The sequence below is a fragment of the Massilimicrobiota sp. An142 genome (genome assembly GCF_002160725.1).
Lineage (GTDB): Bacteria > Bacillota_I > Bacilli_A > Erysipelotrichales > Coprobacillaceae > Allocoprobacillus > Allocoprobacillus merdigallinarum.
In genome coordinates this window covers 42,573-58,476 of sequence record NZ_NFLD01000013.1, presented here as the reverse complement: position 1 = coordinate 58,476, position 15,904 = coordinate 42,573, and the positions used below count along the sequence as shown (strand labels likewise).

The 15,904-nt window shown below is 32.4% G+C and carries 21 protein-coding genes; 6 read left to right on the top strand and 15 right to left on the bottom strand.

What is annotated here, in order from left to right:
• Positions 1–195 (top strand): hypothetical protein (locus B5E87_RS15010; protein WP_206399261.1); only part of this gene is annotated, 195 nt, incomplete at its 5' end.
• A 170-nt stretch (positions 196–365) separates the two neighbouring features.
• Here B5E87_RS15010 and B5E87_RS07345 read toward each other — a convergent pair.
• Both B5E87_RS07345 and B5E87_RS07340 read right to left on the bottom strand, forming a co-directional pair.
• On the bottom strand, positions 366–773 hold the full coding sequence (locus B5E87_RS07345) for a hypothetical protein (RefSeq protein ID WP_087244276.1): 408 nt from the start codon (positions 771–773) through the stop codon (positions 366–368).
• A 1-nt stretch (position 774) separates the two neighbouring features.
• On the bottom strand, positions 775–1,800 hold the full coding sequence (locus B5E87_RS07340) for an amidase domain-containing protein (protein ID WP_087244275.1): 1,026 nt from the start codon (positions 1,798–1,800) through the stop codon (positions 775–777).
• 186 nt (positions 1,801–1,986) lie between these two features.
• Here B5E87_RS07340 and B5E87_RS07335 point away from each other — a divergent pair, with 186 nt between their 5' ends.
• Positions 1,987–2,280, top strand: coding sequence for a hypothetical protein (locus B5E87_RS07335; RefSeq protein ID WP_087244274.1), 294 nt, complete (start codon positions 1,987–1,989; stop codon positions 2,278–2,280).
• 33 nt (positions 2,281–2,313) lie between these two features.
• On the opposite strand, the gene B5E87_RS07330 is transcribed toward B5E87_RS07335, so the two are convergent.
• The 8 genes from B5E87_RS07330 to B5E87_RS07295 form a co-directional block, all read right to left on the bottom strand.
• Complete coding sequence (locus B5E87_RS07330; protein WP_087244273.1) at positions 2,314–3,315, bottom strand: DUF362 domain-containing protein; 1,002 nt, start codon at positions 3,313–3,315, stop codon at positions 2,314–2,316.
• Between the two features lie 112 nt (positions 3,316–3,427).
• Positions 3,428–4,057 carry an NAD(P)-dependent oxidoreductase gene (locus B5E87_RS07325; RefSeq protein ID WP_087244272.1) on the bottom strand — a complete coding sequence of 210 codons (630 nt, stop codon included), beginning with the start codon at positions 4,055–4,057 and terminating at the stop codon, positions 3,428–3,430.
• 129 nt (positions 4,058–4,186) lie between these two features.
• Complete coding sequence (locus tag B5E87_RS07320; RefSeq protein WP_087244271.1) at positions 4,187–4,993, bottom strand: Cof-type HAD-IIB family hydrolase; 807 nt, start codon at positions 4,991–4,993, stop codon at positions 4,187–4,189.
• A gap of 45 nt (positions 4,994–5,038) precedes the next feature.
• On the bottom strand, positions 5,039–5,305 hold the full coding sequence (locus B5E87_RS07315; RefSeq protein WP_087244270.1) for a hypothetical protein: 267 nt from the start codon (positions 5,303–5,305) through the stop codon (positions 5,039–5,041).
• 17 nt (positions 5,306–5,322) lie between these two features.
• On the bottom strand, positions 5,323–6,156 hold the full coding sequence (locus B5E87_RS07310; RefSeq protein ID WP_087244269.1) for a PTS system mannose/fructose/sorbose family transporter subunit IID: 834 nt from the start codon (positions 6,154–6,156) through the stop codon (positions 5,323–5,325).
• Between the two features lies 1 nt (position 6,157).
• The gene (locus B5E87_RS07305; RefSeq protein ID WP_087244268.1) at positions 6,158–7,000 is read right to left on the bottom strand and encodes a PTS mannose/fructose/sorbose/N-acetylgalactosamine transporter subunit IIC; all 843 of its coding nucleotides are present in this window, start codon (positions 6,998–7,000) and stop codon (positions 6,158–6,160) included.
• A 25-nt stretch (positions 7,001–7,025) separates the two neighbouring features.
• Positions 7,026–7,517, bottom strand: coding sequence for a PTS sugar transporter subunit IIB (locus tag B5E87_RS07300; RefSeq protein WP_087244267.1), 492 nt, complete (start codon positions 7,515–7,517; stop codon positions 7,026–7,028).
• Between the two features lie 14 nt (positions 7,518–7,531).
• Entirely contained in the window at positions 7,532–7,954 is a 423-nt protein-coding gene (locus B5E87_RS07295; RefSeq protein WP_087244266.1) for a PTS sugar transporter subunit IIA, read from the bottom strand.
• A 410-nt stretch (positions 7,955–8,364) separates the two neighbouring features.
• Between B5E87_RS07295 and B5E87_RS15245 the strand changes: the two genes are divergently transcribed.
• The 4 genes from B5E87_RS15245 to B5E87_RS07280 are packed head-to-tail and all read left to right on the top strand — an operon-like array spanning position 8,365 to position 9,878.
• Positions 8,365–8,469 carry a DUF3990 domain-containing protein gene (locus tag B5E87_RS15245; protein ID WP_206399260.1) on the top strand — a complete coding sequence of 35 codons (105 nt, stop codon included), beginning with the start codon at positions 8,365–8,367 and terminating at the stop codon, positions 8,467–8,469.
• Entirely contained in the window at positions 8,457–9,026 is a 570-nt protein-coding gene (locus B5E87_RS07290; RefSeq protein ID WP_206399263.1) for a DUF3990 domain-containing protein, read from the top strand. The genes B5E87_RS15245 and B5E87_RS07290 overlap by 13 nt, the downstream gene beginning before the upstream one ends.
• A complete protein-coding gene (locus B5E87_RS07285; protein WP_087244265.1) occupies positions 9,026–9,442 on the top strand; it encodes a hypothetical protein in 417 nt (138 codons plus the stop codon). Before B5E87_RS07290 ends, B5E87_RS07285 begins: the two co-directional genes overlap by 1 nt.
• Position 9,443: 1 nt before the next feature.
• Positions 9,444–9,878, top strand: coding sequence for an NADAR family protein (locus B5E87_RS07280; protein ID WP_087244264.1), 435 nt, complete (start codon positions 9,444–9,446; stop codon positions 9,876–9,878).
• Positions 9,879–10,072: 194 nt separating this feature from the next.
• Here the strand turns inward: B5E87_RS07280 and B5E87_RS07275 are convergent, their stop codons facing one another.
• From B5E87_RS07275 to B5E87_RS07255, 5 genes are all read right to left on the bottom strand, one after another.
• The gene (locus B5E87_RS07275; protein WP_206393149.1) at positions 10,073–11,359 is read right to left on the bottom strand and encodes an ABC transporter substrate-binding protein; all 1,287 of its coding nucleotides are present in this window, start codon (positions 11,357–11,359) and stop codon (positions 10,073–10,075) included.
• Positions 11,352–12,026: a response regulator transcription factor gene (locus B5E87_RS07270; RefSeq protein WP_087244262.1), complete on the bottom strand. Its 675-nt coding sequence runs from the start codon at positions 12,024–12,026 to the stop codon at positions 11,352–11,354. Before B5E87_RS07270 ends, B5E87_RS07275 begins: the two co-directional genes overlap by 8 nt.
• A gap of 20 nt (positions 12,027–12,046) precedes the next feature.
• On the bottom strand, positions 12,047–13,336 hold the full coding sequence (locus B5E87_RS07265; RefSeq protein ID WP_087244261.1) for a sensor histidine kinase: 1,290 nt from the start codon (positions 13,334–13,336) through the stop codon (positions 12,047–12,049).
• Positions 13,336–14,289 (bottom strand): sugar ABC transporter substrate-binding protein, encoded by a 954-nt coding sequence (locus tag B5E87_RS07260; protein ID WP_087244260.1) that lies wholly within the window; start codon positions 14,287–14,289, stop codon positions 13,336–13,338. The genes B5E87_RS07265 and B5E87_RS07260 overlap by 1 nt, the downstream gene beginning before the upstream one ends.
• 144 nt (positions 14,290–14,433) lie before the next feature.
• Positions 14,434–15,870: a 6-phospho-beta-glucosidase gene (locus B5E87_RS07255; protein ID WP_087244259.1), complete on the bottom strand. Its 1,437-nt coding sequence runs from the start codon at positions 15,868–15,870 to the stop codon at positions 14,434–14,436.
• Positions 15,871–15,904: the final 34 nt, after the last annotated feature.

Genomic DNA, 15,904 nt, shown 5'->3' with positions numbered 1-15,904 from the left:
GAAGTTGATGAAATGCTTCTCCATGATGACACATATGAATCAGATAAGGTACTTATGAAATGTGACAGATGCGGATGTGAAATGGAACTTGACGGATACATATTAAGTGAAATAGCGGAAGCTGATGGAGATGATGAACTGTCATGCATTTGCATGAAATGTGGAAAAGGAACAATGCACCAGGTCAAGAAATGATATATCTGGTTACGTTTTTGCATGCAGAAAAATAGAGTAATGCTGGTGCATTACTTTTTATTTGCTCATTGTTAATATTTGCTTTAAGCATTTATCAACCAAACGAAACCAAATTCCTATAATATAAAAAAGGTAGTTAGAAATAACTACCAATTGATTTTTTGAAACTATTAAACATATCCTCCATCAATCCATTCCCAAGTCGCCTCTGCAGTCTTTCCGGCTATATACATATAATCAAAATAATAGTGATTATTGCCTAATTGCTCAGGAGCATTGAAAAACGAAGTCTTAAATTCCACATAGACGATTATCACTTCTCGATAACTGCCTTTTTTGACATACTCAGCTTCCATTTTTTTGCTTTTATTCTCGTCATAATACACGCTATAGACTTTTGAATTATCGTTCTTATAACTTTTGATGGCGTCGTCCATAATCATATGGACATCTTCTTCTTTATGTGTTTCGTTATAACGAATTTCTTTTTTTGTTTTGATGGGTTGATTCAAAAACATAGCAACAAGTGATATAGCAACAATCAGTCCTAATATGATTCCTTTTGTTTTATTTTTCATACTATATTCTTAATCTTACATATAATCCTTTCTTTAAATCCTTCCAACCTTTCTGAGAAGCTTTTGCAACATAATTTGGAGTATGTTGTGCAATCGTCACATCATAATATCCGGCTGATGTTTTAGGTCCGTCAGCAACAACATATGCACAATGGTCATAATGGCCATCTCCACCCCAATCAGCTCCTATAATATCTCCTGCTTTAAGAGTCTTAGATATTGAAGCAAAGTTAGAATATCCGTTTTTAGCTCCTGTTTTCATATACCAGTATAAAACAAAAGCATGTGCATTTATCCAGGTTCTTGTATAAGGTTTCCATGTGTTATTTGTCTTTATTCCTCCAGCAACTAAAATCTGTGAAACAAAGTTTGTACAATCTCCCCTATTATCTCCTTGATAATACTTATACTTTTTTGTATTTGGTTTATCGCCATATACCCTTGCGTATCTATTTTGCTGCATGATTCTTCTATCTCTTGCACTTATACTTCTTGGAGCCATTCTTAAAGTTGCATTTGAATTTATAACCTTTTCAATGACTGGACTCGTGTATGGTAACAATATCACTAATTCATCAAATTGATAATCTTTTTGATTATATAGACTTAATATTTCTTTGTTCATAATATGATTTCTACAGACTGTAAAAAATTGACTTAAAATCTTAAGCTGTTTATCTTGAGCCACTTCATCTATTGTATATAACTTTTCGAATTCCTCTGCATATTTTTCACAATTATGAATCGTTAATTCTGATAAGTCGATTTTATCCTGATTATAGGATTTCATGATAGCTATAGCATTATCAAAATTCTTAAACTCCCAATATAACGGATTCGTCGTTCCCTTCAATTCAATACTTTTTTCATTGATTACAGGAATAATCTCATTCAATTCTAAATATGGATTATTTATGGTGTTTTCTGTATACTGTATGGCAGGATTTTCATTTGAAGCCATAACGTTTCCGATTGTTATTGAAAACACCATGATACCTGATAAAATCATCGTAAATACTTTCTTCATTGTTTTTCTCCTTTCCACTTTATAAATTCATATTATTATAAAAATGTGGATAATAGATGGAAAAAATATGAAAGTTTTATGAACAATTTTTTTGATAAATTTCATACAACAAGCATTTAATGTGATATACTATTCCTTGCCACAGGAGTCTCATAGACTCCTTTTGTTGTTGGCGGAGGGAAAATATTGTCAGTTAAACTTATTAATTCTATTATGGTAGAAAAGAATAATATCAATCTAGGACTTTCATTATATTTACATACAGATAAAGACAATAAACAGCACTTTGTCTATTATACAGACTATCTAGGATATGGAACCGATGAAGGAAAATATAGTCCTGTCATAGAGAAGACTATACACTTGGATAATCCGGATAATATGAGCGAAGAAGATTATGCTCAACGTATGGAAAGATATGTCAACGATATGAATAATATGTCCTTTGATGATGTTCTGTCATTGATTGCCTGTGCATAAAAAAAGTTCAAGGAAAAACTCCCTGAACTTATATTACTTTGTAAAAGGAACAACATCTTTAACAGCATCTTCTAAAGAGATTTGTTGATCATCATGATCTACATCAATAAGAAGATATCTGTCATTTCCCATGTGTAATTCTTTCATATATGATAATTGACGTAAACCATGACGTGTTTCTATTCTTTCAACCAAATCATGATGGTCTTCTTCTTTCATGGCATAGATTAAATCTACTGATGCCTGATCAATCGCAAGGATATCTAATGAAGCTAAGATACCAACATTTGGTGTCACAACTGGTGCTGCAGCTGTTCCTTCACAGTCGCAAGAAACAGACATATTACGCATCACATTGATAAAGACAATCTGATCTCCAAAGTGATCAACAACAGCTTTTGCTGATTCTGTCATACGTTCCATAAATTCTTCTTTCGCAATATCCCACATATCATCAGAACCAGGTGTGGTATGAATCATAGCTTTTCCAATACGTCCATCAGCACAGCCAATACCAATATTTTTATTGGATCCTCCAAAACCACCTTGTGTATGTCCTTTAAAATGCGTTAAAACAAGCATAGAATCATAATTCACAATGTTCTTTCCCATTGTCATGTGGTCAAACCATTTTCCATCTTTCACTGGTAAATCGACTGTTCCATTAGCATCCATAATATCAACTGGACAGAATGTCCATCCATTCACTTTTAATGTTTCAAGATGCTGATCTGTTGTATAACGATCTCCTTCATAATACGTATTTGTTTCCACAATTGTCGCATCTGGTAACTGTGTTTTGATTAACTCTTCTACCCATGGACGAGGAATAATATTAGGTCCATGTTGTTCTCCTGTATGAAGTTTCACTGCAACTTTTCCATTTAAATGTTCCTGAATACGATTATAAACTTTTAATAATCCTTTTGCTGAAAGATCTCTTGTAAAATAAACGATAGATTCTTTTCCACTTCTTTCATTATAAGGTACATAATGATTTCCATTTGTTCCTGGAATAGGTTTTTGATTTGACATCTTCTTTCCTCCTCTCAATATGGATATTCTTAAAATTCTATTTCCATTAATCAAATTATAGCACTCATAAAAAAGATAAACAAGATACGAAAAAAGTCCGAAATGATCGGACTTATTTTCTCACGACACTGATTCTTTGTTGGATATGATTTCCTTTTGTGATTTCATCAACCATTGCAATAGCATAGTCAGCATATGAAATAATGCTTTCTCCTTTTTCATTCAATGTCAATTCTTCTCCACCTAAAATATATTGACCTGTTCTTTCTCCTTCAGCCTGGAAATCTCCTGCTGGACTGATAAATGTCCATTTCACATCATGTCTTTCTCTTAATTCATCTAAAGCTTTTCCTTGTGCAGAAGCTAATGGTTTGAATTCTGCAGGGAAATCTTCACCATCCATAACCTGTAATGTATGCTCTTTATTCACATATAAACTTCCTGCGCCACCAACAATACATAATCTGATGTCTGTTCCTGATAAGATATCACATAAATGTTTTAATGACGTACTATGTCCTGGAAGTTCTTCTGGAGCCCATGCGCCAAATGCATCTACCACAACATCAAAACTTGCTAAATCTTCTTTTGTAAGATCATATAAATCTTTTTTAATCACATGAGGGGCAACACTTTGATTATCTTCTCTAACAACGGCTGTTACATCCAGTCCTCTTTCTACCGCTTCTTTAACAACTAATCTTCCAACTCTTCCGTTGGCACAAACAACTGCAATTTTCATAAGTTTTCCTCCTTTGTTTTGTTGTAACCTTTCTTATTACAACTACATTATATATCCCTTCTGTTGTAATGTCAATAGTTACAATGTAATTATTTTATTATTTTTCCCGTCAAAAAAACATGAAATGTATTACATCCCATGTTCTTCCTTTTTATCTAAACTTTTTAAAGCATGATAAATGCCATCATGATTATTATCCTGAGTGACTCTTCCGACTTTCTTTTGAATATCTACAGGAGCATTCCCCATTGCCCAACCATAACCAACTTCCATCAACATATCTAAATCATTATACTGGTCGCCAAATGCAACAACATTTTTTAATGGTATATGCCATAATTGACAAAGCTTTTGAACTGCTTTGGCTTTATTAATTCCTAAATCTACAATTTCAATCAGAATATCAGAAGATCGAACAATCGTACATTGAGGAAAAGCTTGTTGGAGATGTTGTTTGATGGTGAAAATATCTGATGAATGACAAATGCAAAGAATTTTATGAACTGTTGATAATGTCTGTAAGTCTTCTAGAGTGGCTTCTAAAGATTGTGCTTTCACTATACTTTCTTCTCTTAAAATACGCTCATCATGACGACTTTTAACAAACCATTGATCAAAAGAATAAACACACCATGCGACATCAAATGTTTCCAGTTCTTTTAAAACTTGTAATGCTGTTGTCGTGACCATACCTTTTTCTGCTAAAATATGTCGCTGCTGATCCATAACCAAAGCTCCATTATAGGCAATAATTGATGCTTTCAATTGATAATCTTTAAGTATAGGGAAAATACCTGATGGACTACGTGCTGAAACCACAACAAAAGGAATATTTCTTTCCATCAATTGATGAAGTGCTTTTTGTGTCAATGGTGTGACTTGATGATTTTGATTTAAAAGTGTTCCATCAACATCACTAAAAATAACCTGATACATAATATTTCTCCTTTATACAAAAAGGGATTGTTTAATAACAATCCACTATTTGATCTGATTAATGATTTTTTGAACGTTATCATATCCGTTTTTATAGCCAAGTCCTACAAGAACACAAGAGAGGATGCTGATAATCAAAAGTATAACTCCTAGAACTTGTATAAATGGATGAATGGATGAACCAAATAGAACAAGAACGAAAGAAATTGAAGAAAATATAATAAGATTTCTTAACCATTTTTTTAAATGATTTAACATTTTTGTTTGATATTGTACTTCTGCTATATATGCTTTTTTCAGTTTGGCATCCATGATATCGTCTCCTTTGATTAATATTGTAAACCTGGATTAAAGAATCCAACTAATACACCAACAAATGCAATCACAACAAGTAATAACATAACTTTGATTGGTGACATTTTTCTTTTAGCAAGTAAATACCAGCAAAGCATAACAAATGCTGCCGTTAAAAATCCTGGATAAACACTATCCAAAGTTTTTTGTAAATTCAAGTATGGCTCTGTGGCCCCTTCAGCTGTCAAAGTAAAACTTGTTGAAACTGATACCCAAGTTGCTGCTACAGCCCCAATAACAATACCACCTAACATTGTAATTGATTCTCTTAAAGCTTCTCCTTGAGGTCCAACTAAGAAATCAACGGCTTTCCCACCTAATTCATATCCTTTGAAATATAAGAATTTCATTCCAAAGTAAGCAAATAAGTTCCAAACAATGATATAGAAGATAGCTCCTAAAGGTGATCCCCCATCAGACATTCCTAATGCAACGCCTAATAAAATAGGAATGACTGTACCAACAACTAATGAATCTCCAATTCCGGCTAAAGGTCCCATTAACCCAGCACGTAAACCATTAATTGTTTCATCATCTACATCATCACCATTGGCACGCGCTTCTTCCAAACCAGCTGTCATACCAACAATGACTGAACCAATTTGTGGTTCTGTATTAAAGAAAGCTGTATAAGTTTGCATAGCTTTGGCTTTATTTTCCTGTTTGTCATACAATTCATTAACAATAGGAAGCATTGAACATAAATATCCAAAAGTTTGCATATGTTCCTGAGAGAAACATGTTAAGTTTCCATAATACCAATTATGAAATGACTTTGTCAGAGTCTTTTTTGTTAATTTCTTTTCCATCTTAAATATCCTCCTCGTCATCATCATCAGCTTCTGATGCAGCTGCTGGCTTATTGATTGTTAACATTTTAATACGATAGTTAATTAAAGCAAACATTCCGGCAATCACTGTTGCAGATACAAGGTTAATACCTAATGCTGCTGCTAGAGTAAATCCAAAGAAGAATGGAATAAAGTCAACTGCTTTTGTTGCAATCTGTTTCAATAAAATCGCAATTCCAACACATGGAAGTAATGATCCAACAGTAAATAATGTCATCATTGCAATACCATCCATTGGTAAATAATTTTTAATTAATTCTACCATTGGAGCTCCCATCTTACACATAATCAAAGTTGGGATAAATGAACAAAGAATATGTGAAATCCAAGGTAATCCCATATTGACAACATATAATTTATTGAAATCACCTTTTTCTACAGCACGCCATCCTATATGTTGCCATACAAGATTGATTGTTGCTGTTCCATAAAACAAAACAGTTCCTAAAGTTCCAACCATTGTTCCAAATGAAGTTGCCATAGCTTGTCCATCTGCACTTCCGGCATCTAAACCATAGCTCTTTAATGCAATCATAGCTAGTGGAATTCCAATGTAACTTACAGCACGAACGTCAGCTGAAACAGTTCCTCCAGGTGTAACTAAAGCAATATAAACGACTTGCATCGCTACCCCAACTAAAATACCTGAATAAATATCTCCTAAAATAATACCACATACCAATCCACCAATTAATGGTCTACCTAAGGTGTAGTTACCAATTGATGTTCCACCTAAACCTGGCATACTTGATAAACAGGCAAAGAGTCCAAGTAAGGCAGCTTGAATCCAACTAATTTCCATAATAATGAAACCTCCCCTTTATTTTTTAATATCCAAATTTTCCTTTAAAATCATCCCATGTTCCAATAGAAACATCTGGTAATAAGGCAAATTTGATTTTATAACCAGCTTTAGCAATTTTCTCGAAAGCATCTGCTTCTTCTTGTGTAATAGACTGGTTATTTCCTAATTTGACTGCCCCTTCTCGATCATTACATGGTCCAACAATGACTGTATCAATACCACATTTGAACCCTTGATCCACTAAAATTTTACACATATCAACTGGGTTTTTAGTAATCAAGAAATATCTTGTATCACTATCTAAAACCTTTTGTGCCTTTTTTTGAAAATCATCCAATGTCCAGACAAATGTTTTCTTTCCACTGGCAGCTTTATAAGCAGCTTTTAACACATCATTTTTAGCTGCTTTATCATTCACAGCAATCAATCCATCACATGGATATTCACGAGCCCAACGTGTACATGTTTGCCCATGAATCATACGATCATCAATACGAATAAATGAAACTGACATATTATTCTCCTCCTTTAAATATCATCTTCATCATCATTAACAACTTTAAATTCTTTTAAAGCACTTTGTGCTTCATTTAAAACTTGTACAACAAGGTCATCACGTGCCATTGTATCTTTCATCAATACTGTTGTTAAAGCAAGTGGTAAATTCATTCCACCTATTGTTGTACAATGTTCACTTAATCCTTTTTCAGCGATTACATTCATAGCTGTTGTCAGTGGAGATCCACCAATCAAATCACCTAATAAAATGATTTCATCATCTTGATGAATACCCTCAATAACATGTGAAAATTCTTCAGCGAATTCATCAGCACTTTTTCCATTTTTTAAACCAGCTGATAAAACATCATCACGTTCTCCTGCTAACATGGAAAGTGCATCTTTTAATCCATCAGCAAATTGTCCATGACTTACCAAGACTAAGTATTTCATTTCTTTTTTCCCCTCCTCTTTTTGACACCATTATTGTATCAATTAAGCCCTTTCATTCCATCTGTCTATTGTCACATTTTTATCATGACAGATGATAGAAACAAATATGACATTTGTCATGCTTTTTTAATAAATTGCTTTTCTTAACAATTAACTCTTGTACTCAATAAAAACATATAGCAAAATTATCCATAAGAAGAATGAATTGTTATTATAGAATGGGATATTTTATCAATATAAATCTCATCATGAAATATTCAAAGTAATTAACAAGAAAGATGAGAAAACACTCATATTTATACAACAAGATGGAGCTATGTTATTGCTGTCATAAATGACTTTCCACATAGATAAGTTTTCAGTTTAGTTTTATTATTATTAACTCAGTTGAAAAGAAAGGAACAGATCATATGACGGAAATTATTTTATATCATGGAAGTCCTCATAAAATGATTAAACCTACTTATGGCTATGGAGAAGATAAGCATGATTATGGTAGAGGATTTTTTACCTAACTGATAATTTAGAATTAGCTAAAGAATGGGCTGTATGTAGGCCAAATGACAATAATGGCTGGGTTCATACATTTGAACTTGATACTACTGGATTAGATATTATCAATTTTCAAAATATAAATGTATTATCATGGTTGGCTGAACTAATGAAACATAGAGATACCGATAAATCTAGAAGATATTCATTGCTATCAAAAAAATTTATTAAAAAATATGGTATTGAAACAAATCATTGTGATGTTATCGTTGGTTATAGGGCTAACGCTTCATATTTTTATATTGCTAAAGCTTTTGTAAGAGATGAAATAGATATTGATCTATTGGAAAATCTTCTATCATTAGGGGGATTAGGTATCCAGTATTGTATCAAATCACAAAAAGCCTACTTGCAACTTGTAGAAAATGAAAATAAACTTATAATCGTTGAATATAATCAATATAATGAAAAATATAATCAAAGAGATGTGAATGCAAGAATGAAAATGAAAGAACTTATCAATTCTGATAAAAATAAACTTAACAATGTTTTTAGTGACTTAATAAGAGGTGATGAATAATGCATGCATATTCGGAAGCTTATGTAGATGATGTTGTTGAAAATCAAGGAAGATTATTTGACTACTTTGCTCAAACATATCCAAATAAAAGTACAGAAGATTTTATAGTCACTTATATGAAAAGTAAAACAAGAAAAAGTATTGACGATTCAAAAGCATATGTTATGACTATGGATTTTGAAGAATTGTGGAATTATTTTTATACTACAGAAGATGTTGACATAAAAGATGGTGAAACTATCCCAGGATTTATTCCTGATTGGATTGGCGAGTTTTATGCCTATTATCAATGGTTTTATAATACCCCTAGTTCTTTAATCGTAGAAAAGATTCCCGTCAATTATCTTATTCACGCATATCCTGGTCTTCATGATTTAGATTTAGAATTAGCAGTCAAGAAAGTGGGTGAATACTAATATGGATTTTGTTTTCTTTCATAACCCAGATGAAGAAAATGGATATTTAAGCAATTGGTACATATCACAGTTTACTATACATGATATGTCCTTTTCTTCTATGGAACAATACATGATGTATATGAAAGCTAAATATTTTCATGATCATGAAATAGCTGAAAAAATACTATCTACTGATAATCCTGCCACTATCAAAGCGTTAGGAAGAGAAGTTTGCAATTATAATGAATCTTATTGGAATGGTATCAGGCAAATTATTATTTATGAAGGTTTATTAGCTAAATTTTCACAAAATGAACAATTAAAAATAGAATTATTAAACACACAAGAAACTATATTGGCTGAATGCGCTGTTGGCGATAAAATCTGGGGTATTGGTTTGTCAATGAATGATAAAAAAAGATATGATATGTCTTATTGGAAGGGTAAAAATTGACTAGGATATAGTCTTATGATGGTGAGAAACAAAATAAGAGAAAGCCTCTAATTACAGATACAAAAGAATATAATAATGAAATATAAAAAGAGATTTCTTAAATGATAGCGTAAAATCATTGTTGAAATCTCTTATTTTTTCATGACTCATTATAAATCATAAACAAGTTAGAAAAATATACAATTTTTGATGCTTTATTCTCTTAAATATTCATTAACTTCATTTTGTAAAGACATTAATGATAAATCTAAATCTTCATTATTTTGTATCATCTGTTGTATCTGTGTATCCATCATTGTTAGAGTGGCATTATATTTTCGAAATTGATTTTGATTCATAGCATTTTCCATAACATCATTCAACAAGCTTAAATCAACTTGCGTATCTCCTAAGGATTCTTCGTTGAGTAGACTTAATGCTTCAGTTGATTGAATAACAGTTTTTAAAGATGATATTCCCTGTGAATAGCGAAAAAGACTTTCTTGCGTTTCTTGATCATATGTTAGTAGTTTTAAAAAATCCCAGGCCTGCTGTCCATAAGATGTACGAGCAGAAATACCCATCAATAATGAAGACACTTCACTACGACTTTCTGTCATCCCAGGCATAGGAACACAATCCCATTCAAACTGAGAATATTTTTGAACACGATAAGGATAAGGCTTATAAGTACGATATTGTGCAAAAGGCATCGGAGAAAATGCCACCTTCCCTGTATCAAAATCCTGAGAAGTCACTGTATAGCCTTTATTCAATTGATTCAATCTCTGAATGAAAGCAATCGCATTTTTTACAGGTTCCTGGTTTAAATAACATGTCTGACCTGTTTCATCAAACAAACTCACTTCATGACTATAAACAGAGTCTAACCAATCATAATTATAACAACCATATTGGTCAATCTGTCCATCATTATTCGTATCTTTTGTTACTTGTTGACAGATATTATAAAAATCATCTAAAGTCCAGTCATTACTTGGAAGATCTATATTTTCTTTTTGCAGTAATGTTTGATTCACAAACATTAATGTTGGATTACTTTCATAAGGCAAAGCATACTGATGATGCTGATATTGCCCTGCAAGCAAGGCGTTTTCATAGTAATCATCACTATGAAACTGACTATCTTTTTGCATAAAATCATCTAAGTTCTTTAATGCACCTAGCGCACTTAAAGTATTAAAATCTTCACTTAAGACCATAAAGATGTCTGGTTCTTCTCCTTTTAAATATTGAGCAGATAACCATTCTGAATAATCATCTTTTAAAATACCACTTTCATATTCAATATGAATATCAGGATTTTCCTCTTCATATCTTTCAATAGCCTGATCAATAATTTTATAACAATCACCATTAGGTACATCCCAGTTACTTCCAGCAAAAATACCAACTTTTAAAGTTATGCGTTGAGGGCGCCAAACAACACATAAAAGACATCCCAATACAACCAGTATACAGACTATCTTTTTTCTACTCATCGCTAAAATCCTTTGTCGTAATACCTGTTTGTACCGCCCATATTGCCAGTTGTGTACGATCTCTTAAATTTAATTTAGATAAAATCGAACTTAAATAATTTCTTACTGTTCCTTCTGATAGAAAAAGCTTTTGTGCTATTTCTTTATTGGATAATCCAAATGCAACTTGTTGAATCACTCGCCATTCAGGATGACTAATATCTTGAATAGCCTCTTCATCAACCTGAATTGCATAATTATTTTGTGTCATTTTAGAAAACATGCTGAAAACTTTCGTGGCAATATCGGGATTAATCATAGCTCCACCACTATTCACAGTGACAATAGCCTGATAAAGCTCATCCATTCCTACACCTTTCAATAAATAACCACTCGCTCCATATTTAAGCGCACTAAATACGAAATCGTCATCATCAAATGTTGTCAAAATAATAATTTTTGTTTGAGGATATTTTTCCTTCACAATTTTTGTACAGTGAACACCATCCATTCCTGGCATACGAATATCCATCAAAATGACATCAGCTGTTTCTTGTTCAAGAATATGAATCACTTCAAACCCATCCGATGCAACATCTACAACCTGGATATCTTCATGTGTCCCTAATACAATTTTTAAAGATTCTCTAATCAATTCCTGATCATCTGCAATAATCACTTTAATCATTATCTGTCCTCTCCTCTTACTTATACTGGTATTTTAGCGATTGTCAAAAAGCCATGATGACCATCAAACTCTACCTGACCATTAATAACCGCAAGACGTTCTCTCATTTGTGTTAAGCCAAATCCATAATGGACATGATCACAACCAATTCCATTATCTTGTATTTTGAGATATAAGAAATGATTTTCCTGATAAAGATGAATATGAACTTCTGTCGCATGTCCATGACGCAAAGCATTCGTAATAGATTCCTGTATAATTCTAAATAAAATTTCTTCTTTTGTTTTTTCCAGATCTATATTTTCTAGTTCATACTCTAATGCAATCGTCAGATCACTTACACTGGAAAATTCTCCTATCATACGTTCTATAGCTTCTTTTAAACTATGTTCTTCTAAAGCTCCTGGTCTTAACTTATTTAAAGAATTACGAACATCTTTAATGCCCTGCCTGACAACTTTTGAAATAACTTGTAGCTGCGCTTTCGTTGCTTTAGGATTTTGATCAATCATCGCAATACAAGCATCCACTCCTGCTGCTATTCCCGTCAAAGCATGACCTAAAGTATCATGAATTTCTCTAGCCAGACGTTTTCTTTCATTGTTTTCTCCAATTTTTTCGGTAATGGCTGCATAATTTTCTAATTCTTTATTCACCTGATGCACCATATCCAATTCTTGAGAAATATGCTGATTCTTTTGTATTTCATCTACCAGATAAACAATCATAAAAGCAATAAACAATATCATATTGAGCGTTTCTAAACATGACTTACTCATCATAAAGATACCATTAATTTGTGATCCATAGATTTGAAAATATTCATTTATACTTGTCAATGGAAAAATAGCCGAAAAAACATCATAACTAGATATTAAATAAGCCACAACCAAAACCCAAATAAACCACTTAGAATATCTTCCATCTCTTAAATGAAATATACAATCACAAAAAACAAGCAACAAGATACCATTATATTCCATATACAAAAAATAAATCAAAGTAAAACTAACAATCATTTCAATAAAACTATAAATAAAATTGAGTCTTTTATGCGCAATTACTTTTTCACTACGACTATACATAATAAAGATAAATATACCATACAACATCAATGAACCAAAAAATGCAACAATGGGCTGATGTGGAAGATGCGTAATCCGATCTAAAAAATCCCTAGCCAAACGTGTGGAAACAATATATTGCGTTGTCAAAAGAATAACACTGCCATAAAAAACAACAATCAACATATTCAATATCGTCATTGCATTTCTTAAAAATGATAATAAACGCTGATAAGAATATTGCATTATTGCCACCCCGTTTCATCATACATTTCAATATTATCTTCATTAATCAGTTGAACAGGTATGACAACTTCATTTTCAATATCTTTTCCTGCTAAGTATTCATACATTTTTTCTGCTGCCAGATGCCCAATAGAAATAGGTGATTGAGCGACTGTTCCAGCTATCATTGCATGACCACCTATAAGTGTTTTCATATCAGGTGTTCCATCAACTCCATAAACAACTGTATTTTCCTGATGATGTGCTTCCAATGCAGCCAAAGCTCCTAAAGCACTTGGATCATTCAATGCCATGACAACATCAATATTTGATTGACGCTGTAATATATCTTCCATTAAAGGCATCGCCAGTTCTACCTGTCCTTCACACTCACCTTCATCTACAACTTGATATTGTGATAATCCGTCTATTGTATCTAAAAAACCATCTATACGATCTTTCGCAGATTTGACATTTGTATGTTTCAACAAAACAATGCGCGCAGAATCAAATCTTTTCATCATATCATTGGCACATTGTACCCCTGCATCATAATTATCTGAAACAATTGTACAATTCACAAGTTCTTCATTTTTAACAGGTGCATCCACAACAATAACAGGTATTCCAGCTTGATGAGCCGCTTCTAATGCTGGTGTAATTTTCTCAGAATCAATGGGATTAATAAAAATACCATCTACATGATAATCAATAAATGAGTATATCTGTTCTATTTGTTTATCCACATCTAAAGCAGGATCTCTGACAAGAAGCTGATCGCCATTGTCTTCTATTGCTTTCAATAACTCATTGTTGATAACTTCATAAAAAGGATTATTCATTGTCATGTATGTCACACCAAATATGCGATTTTGTGTATTAGGATATTGATAATGATAATAAATAATGCCTATCATCAATGCTCCAATGATGCCTAAAATCACTATTAATGATTTTAAATTGTTTTTAACCATGATTTCACCACTTTTCCTATAATTCTATCTTATCTATTTTTTTAAATATTCTCAATAATAAATATTTTCAAGTCTATGATTTTTTACAAAAAAAGCTCCAAGAAAATCTTGGAACCTCTTTTTAATATTGTATTCTCTTTTTGATTAATCTAAATATTCACCATTAGAAGCAATGACTTTCTTATACCAGTCATAAGAATCTTTTTTACTTCTTTCTAATGTTCCATGTCCTTCATTATCTCTATCTACATAGATAAATCCATAACGTTTTTTCATTTCTCCTGTTGTAAATGAAATACAGTCAATACATCCCCATGGTGTATATCCCATTAAATCTACTCCATCTTCTTCTACTGCTTTCTTCATTTCTTCAATATGTGCTCTTAGATAATCAATACGGTATGGATCATGGCATGAACCATCTACTTCTTTAACATCAATAGCACCAAATCCATTTTCTACAATGAATAAAGGTTTTTCATATCTTTCATAGAATATATTTAAAGCATATCTTAATCCTTCTGGATCAATAGCCCAACCCCAGTCAGATACTTTGACATATGGATTATCTACACTATATTCACTAGAACCATCAGTAGACTTAGAAACATCTTTATGTGATGTTGAATCAACAGTATTTGTCATATAATAACTAAAACCAATATAGTCCACTGTTCCCTCTGCCAAAATTTTCTTATCTTCTTCTGTAATATCAATATGGAATCCTTTTCTTTCAAACATCTTTAAAGCATATGCTGGATAATGCCCTCGGCATTGAACATCACAGAAGAACCAGCGATCATGCATCATCTGTACTGATAAGACCATATCAGCTGGACGACAAGAATATGGATAAATTGGAACCATTGCTATCATATTACCAATCTTAAAATCAGGATTAATTTCTTTTCCTGCCTTGACTGCTAAAGCACTGGCAACTAGGGTATGATGAGCGCATTTATACATGGCTTCCTCTGGATTATCATAATCTCCAAAATGAGCTCCACTGTTTGTCCATCCGAAGATATCATTCTTATAATTCATCTGATTGTTGATCTCATTGAAAGTCATCCAATATTTGACTTTATCTTTATATCTTTCAAAGCAGACCTTTGCGAATTTCACAAAGAAATCAATTGTCTTTCTGTTCATGAATCCACCATATTCTTTGGCTAAATGATATGGCATTTCAAAATGAGATAAAGTAATAACGGGTTCAATACCATATTTTAATAATTCATCAAAAACATCATCATAGAACTGTAATCCTTCTTCATTAGGTTCTTCTTCATCACCCAATGGAAAGATACGTGTCCAGGCAATAGATGTTCTAAAACATTTAAAGCCCATATCAGCAAACATGGCAATATCTTCTTTATAATGATGATAGAAATCAATCCCAACATGATTAGGATAGTATTTTCCTTCAATCATACCATCCGTAATTTCTCTAGGTACGCCATGTGCTCCTGCTGTCATGACATCTGCGACACTTAAACCTTTTGATGTTTCTAAAACACCACCTTCAAATTGATGGGCAGCTAAAGCTCCACCCCATAAAAAATCCTTACTTAATACCATCTTCTTTCTCCTTTCCTCATATAAAATATAAGCT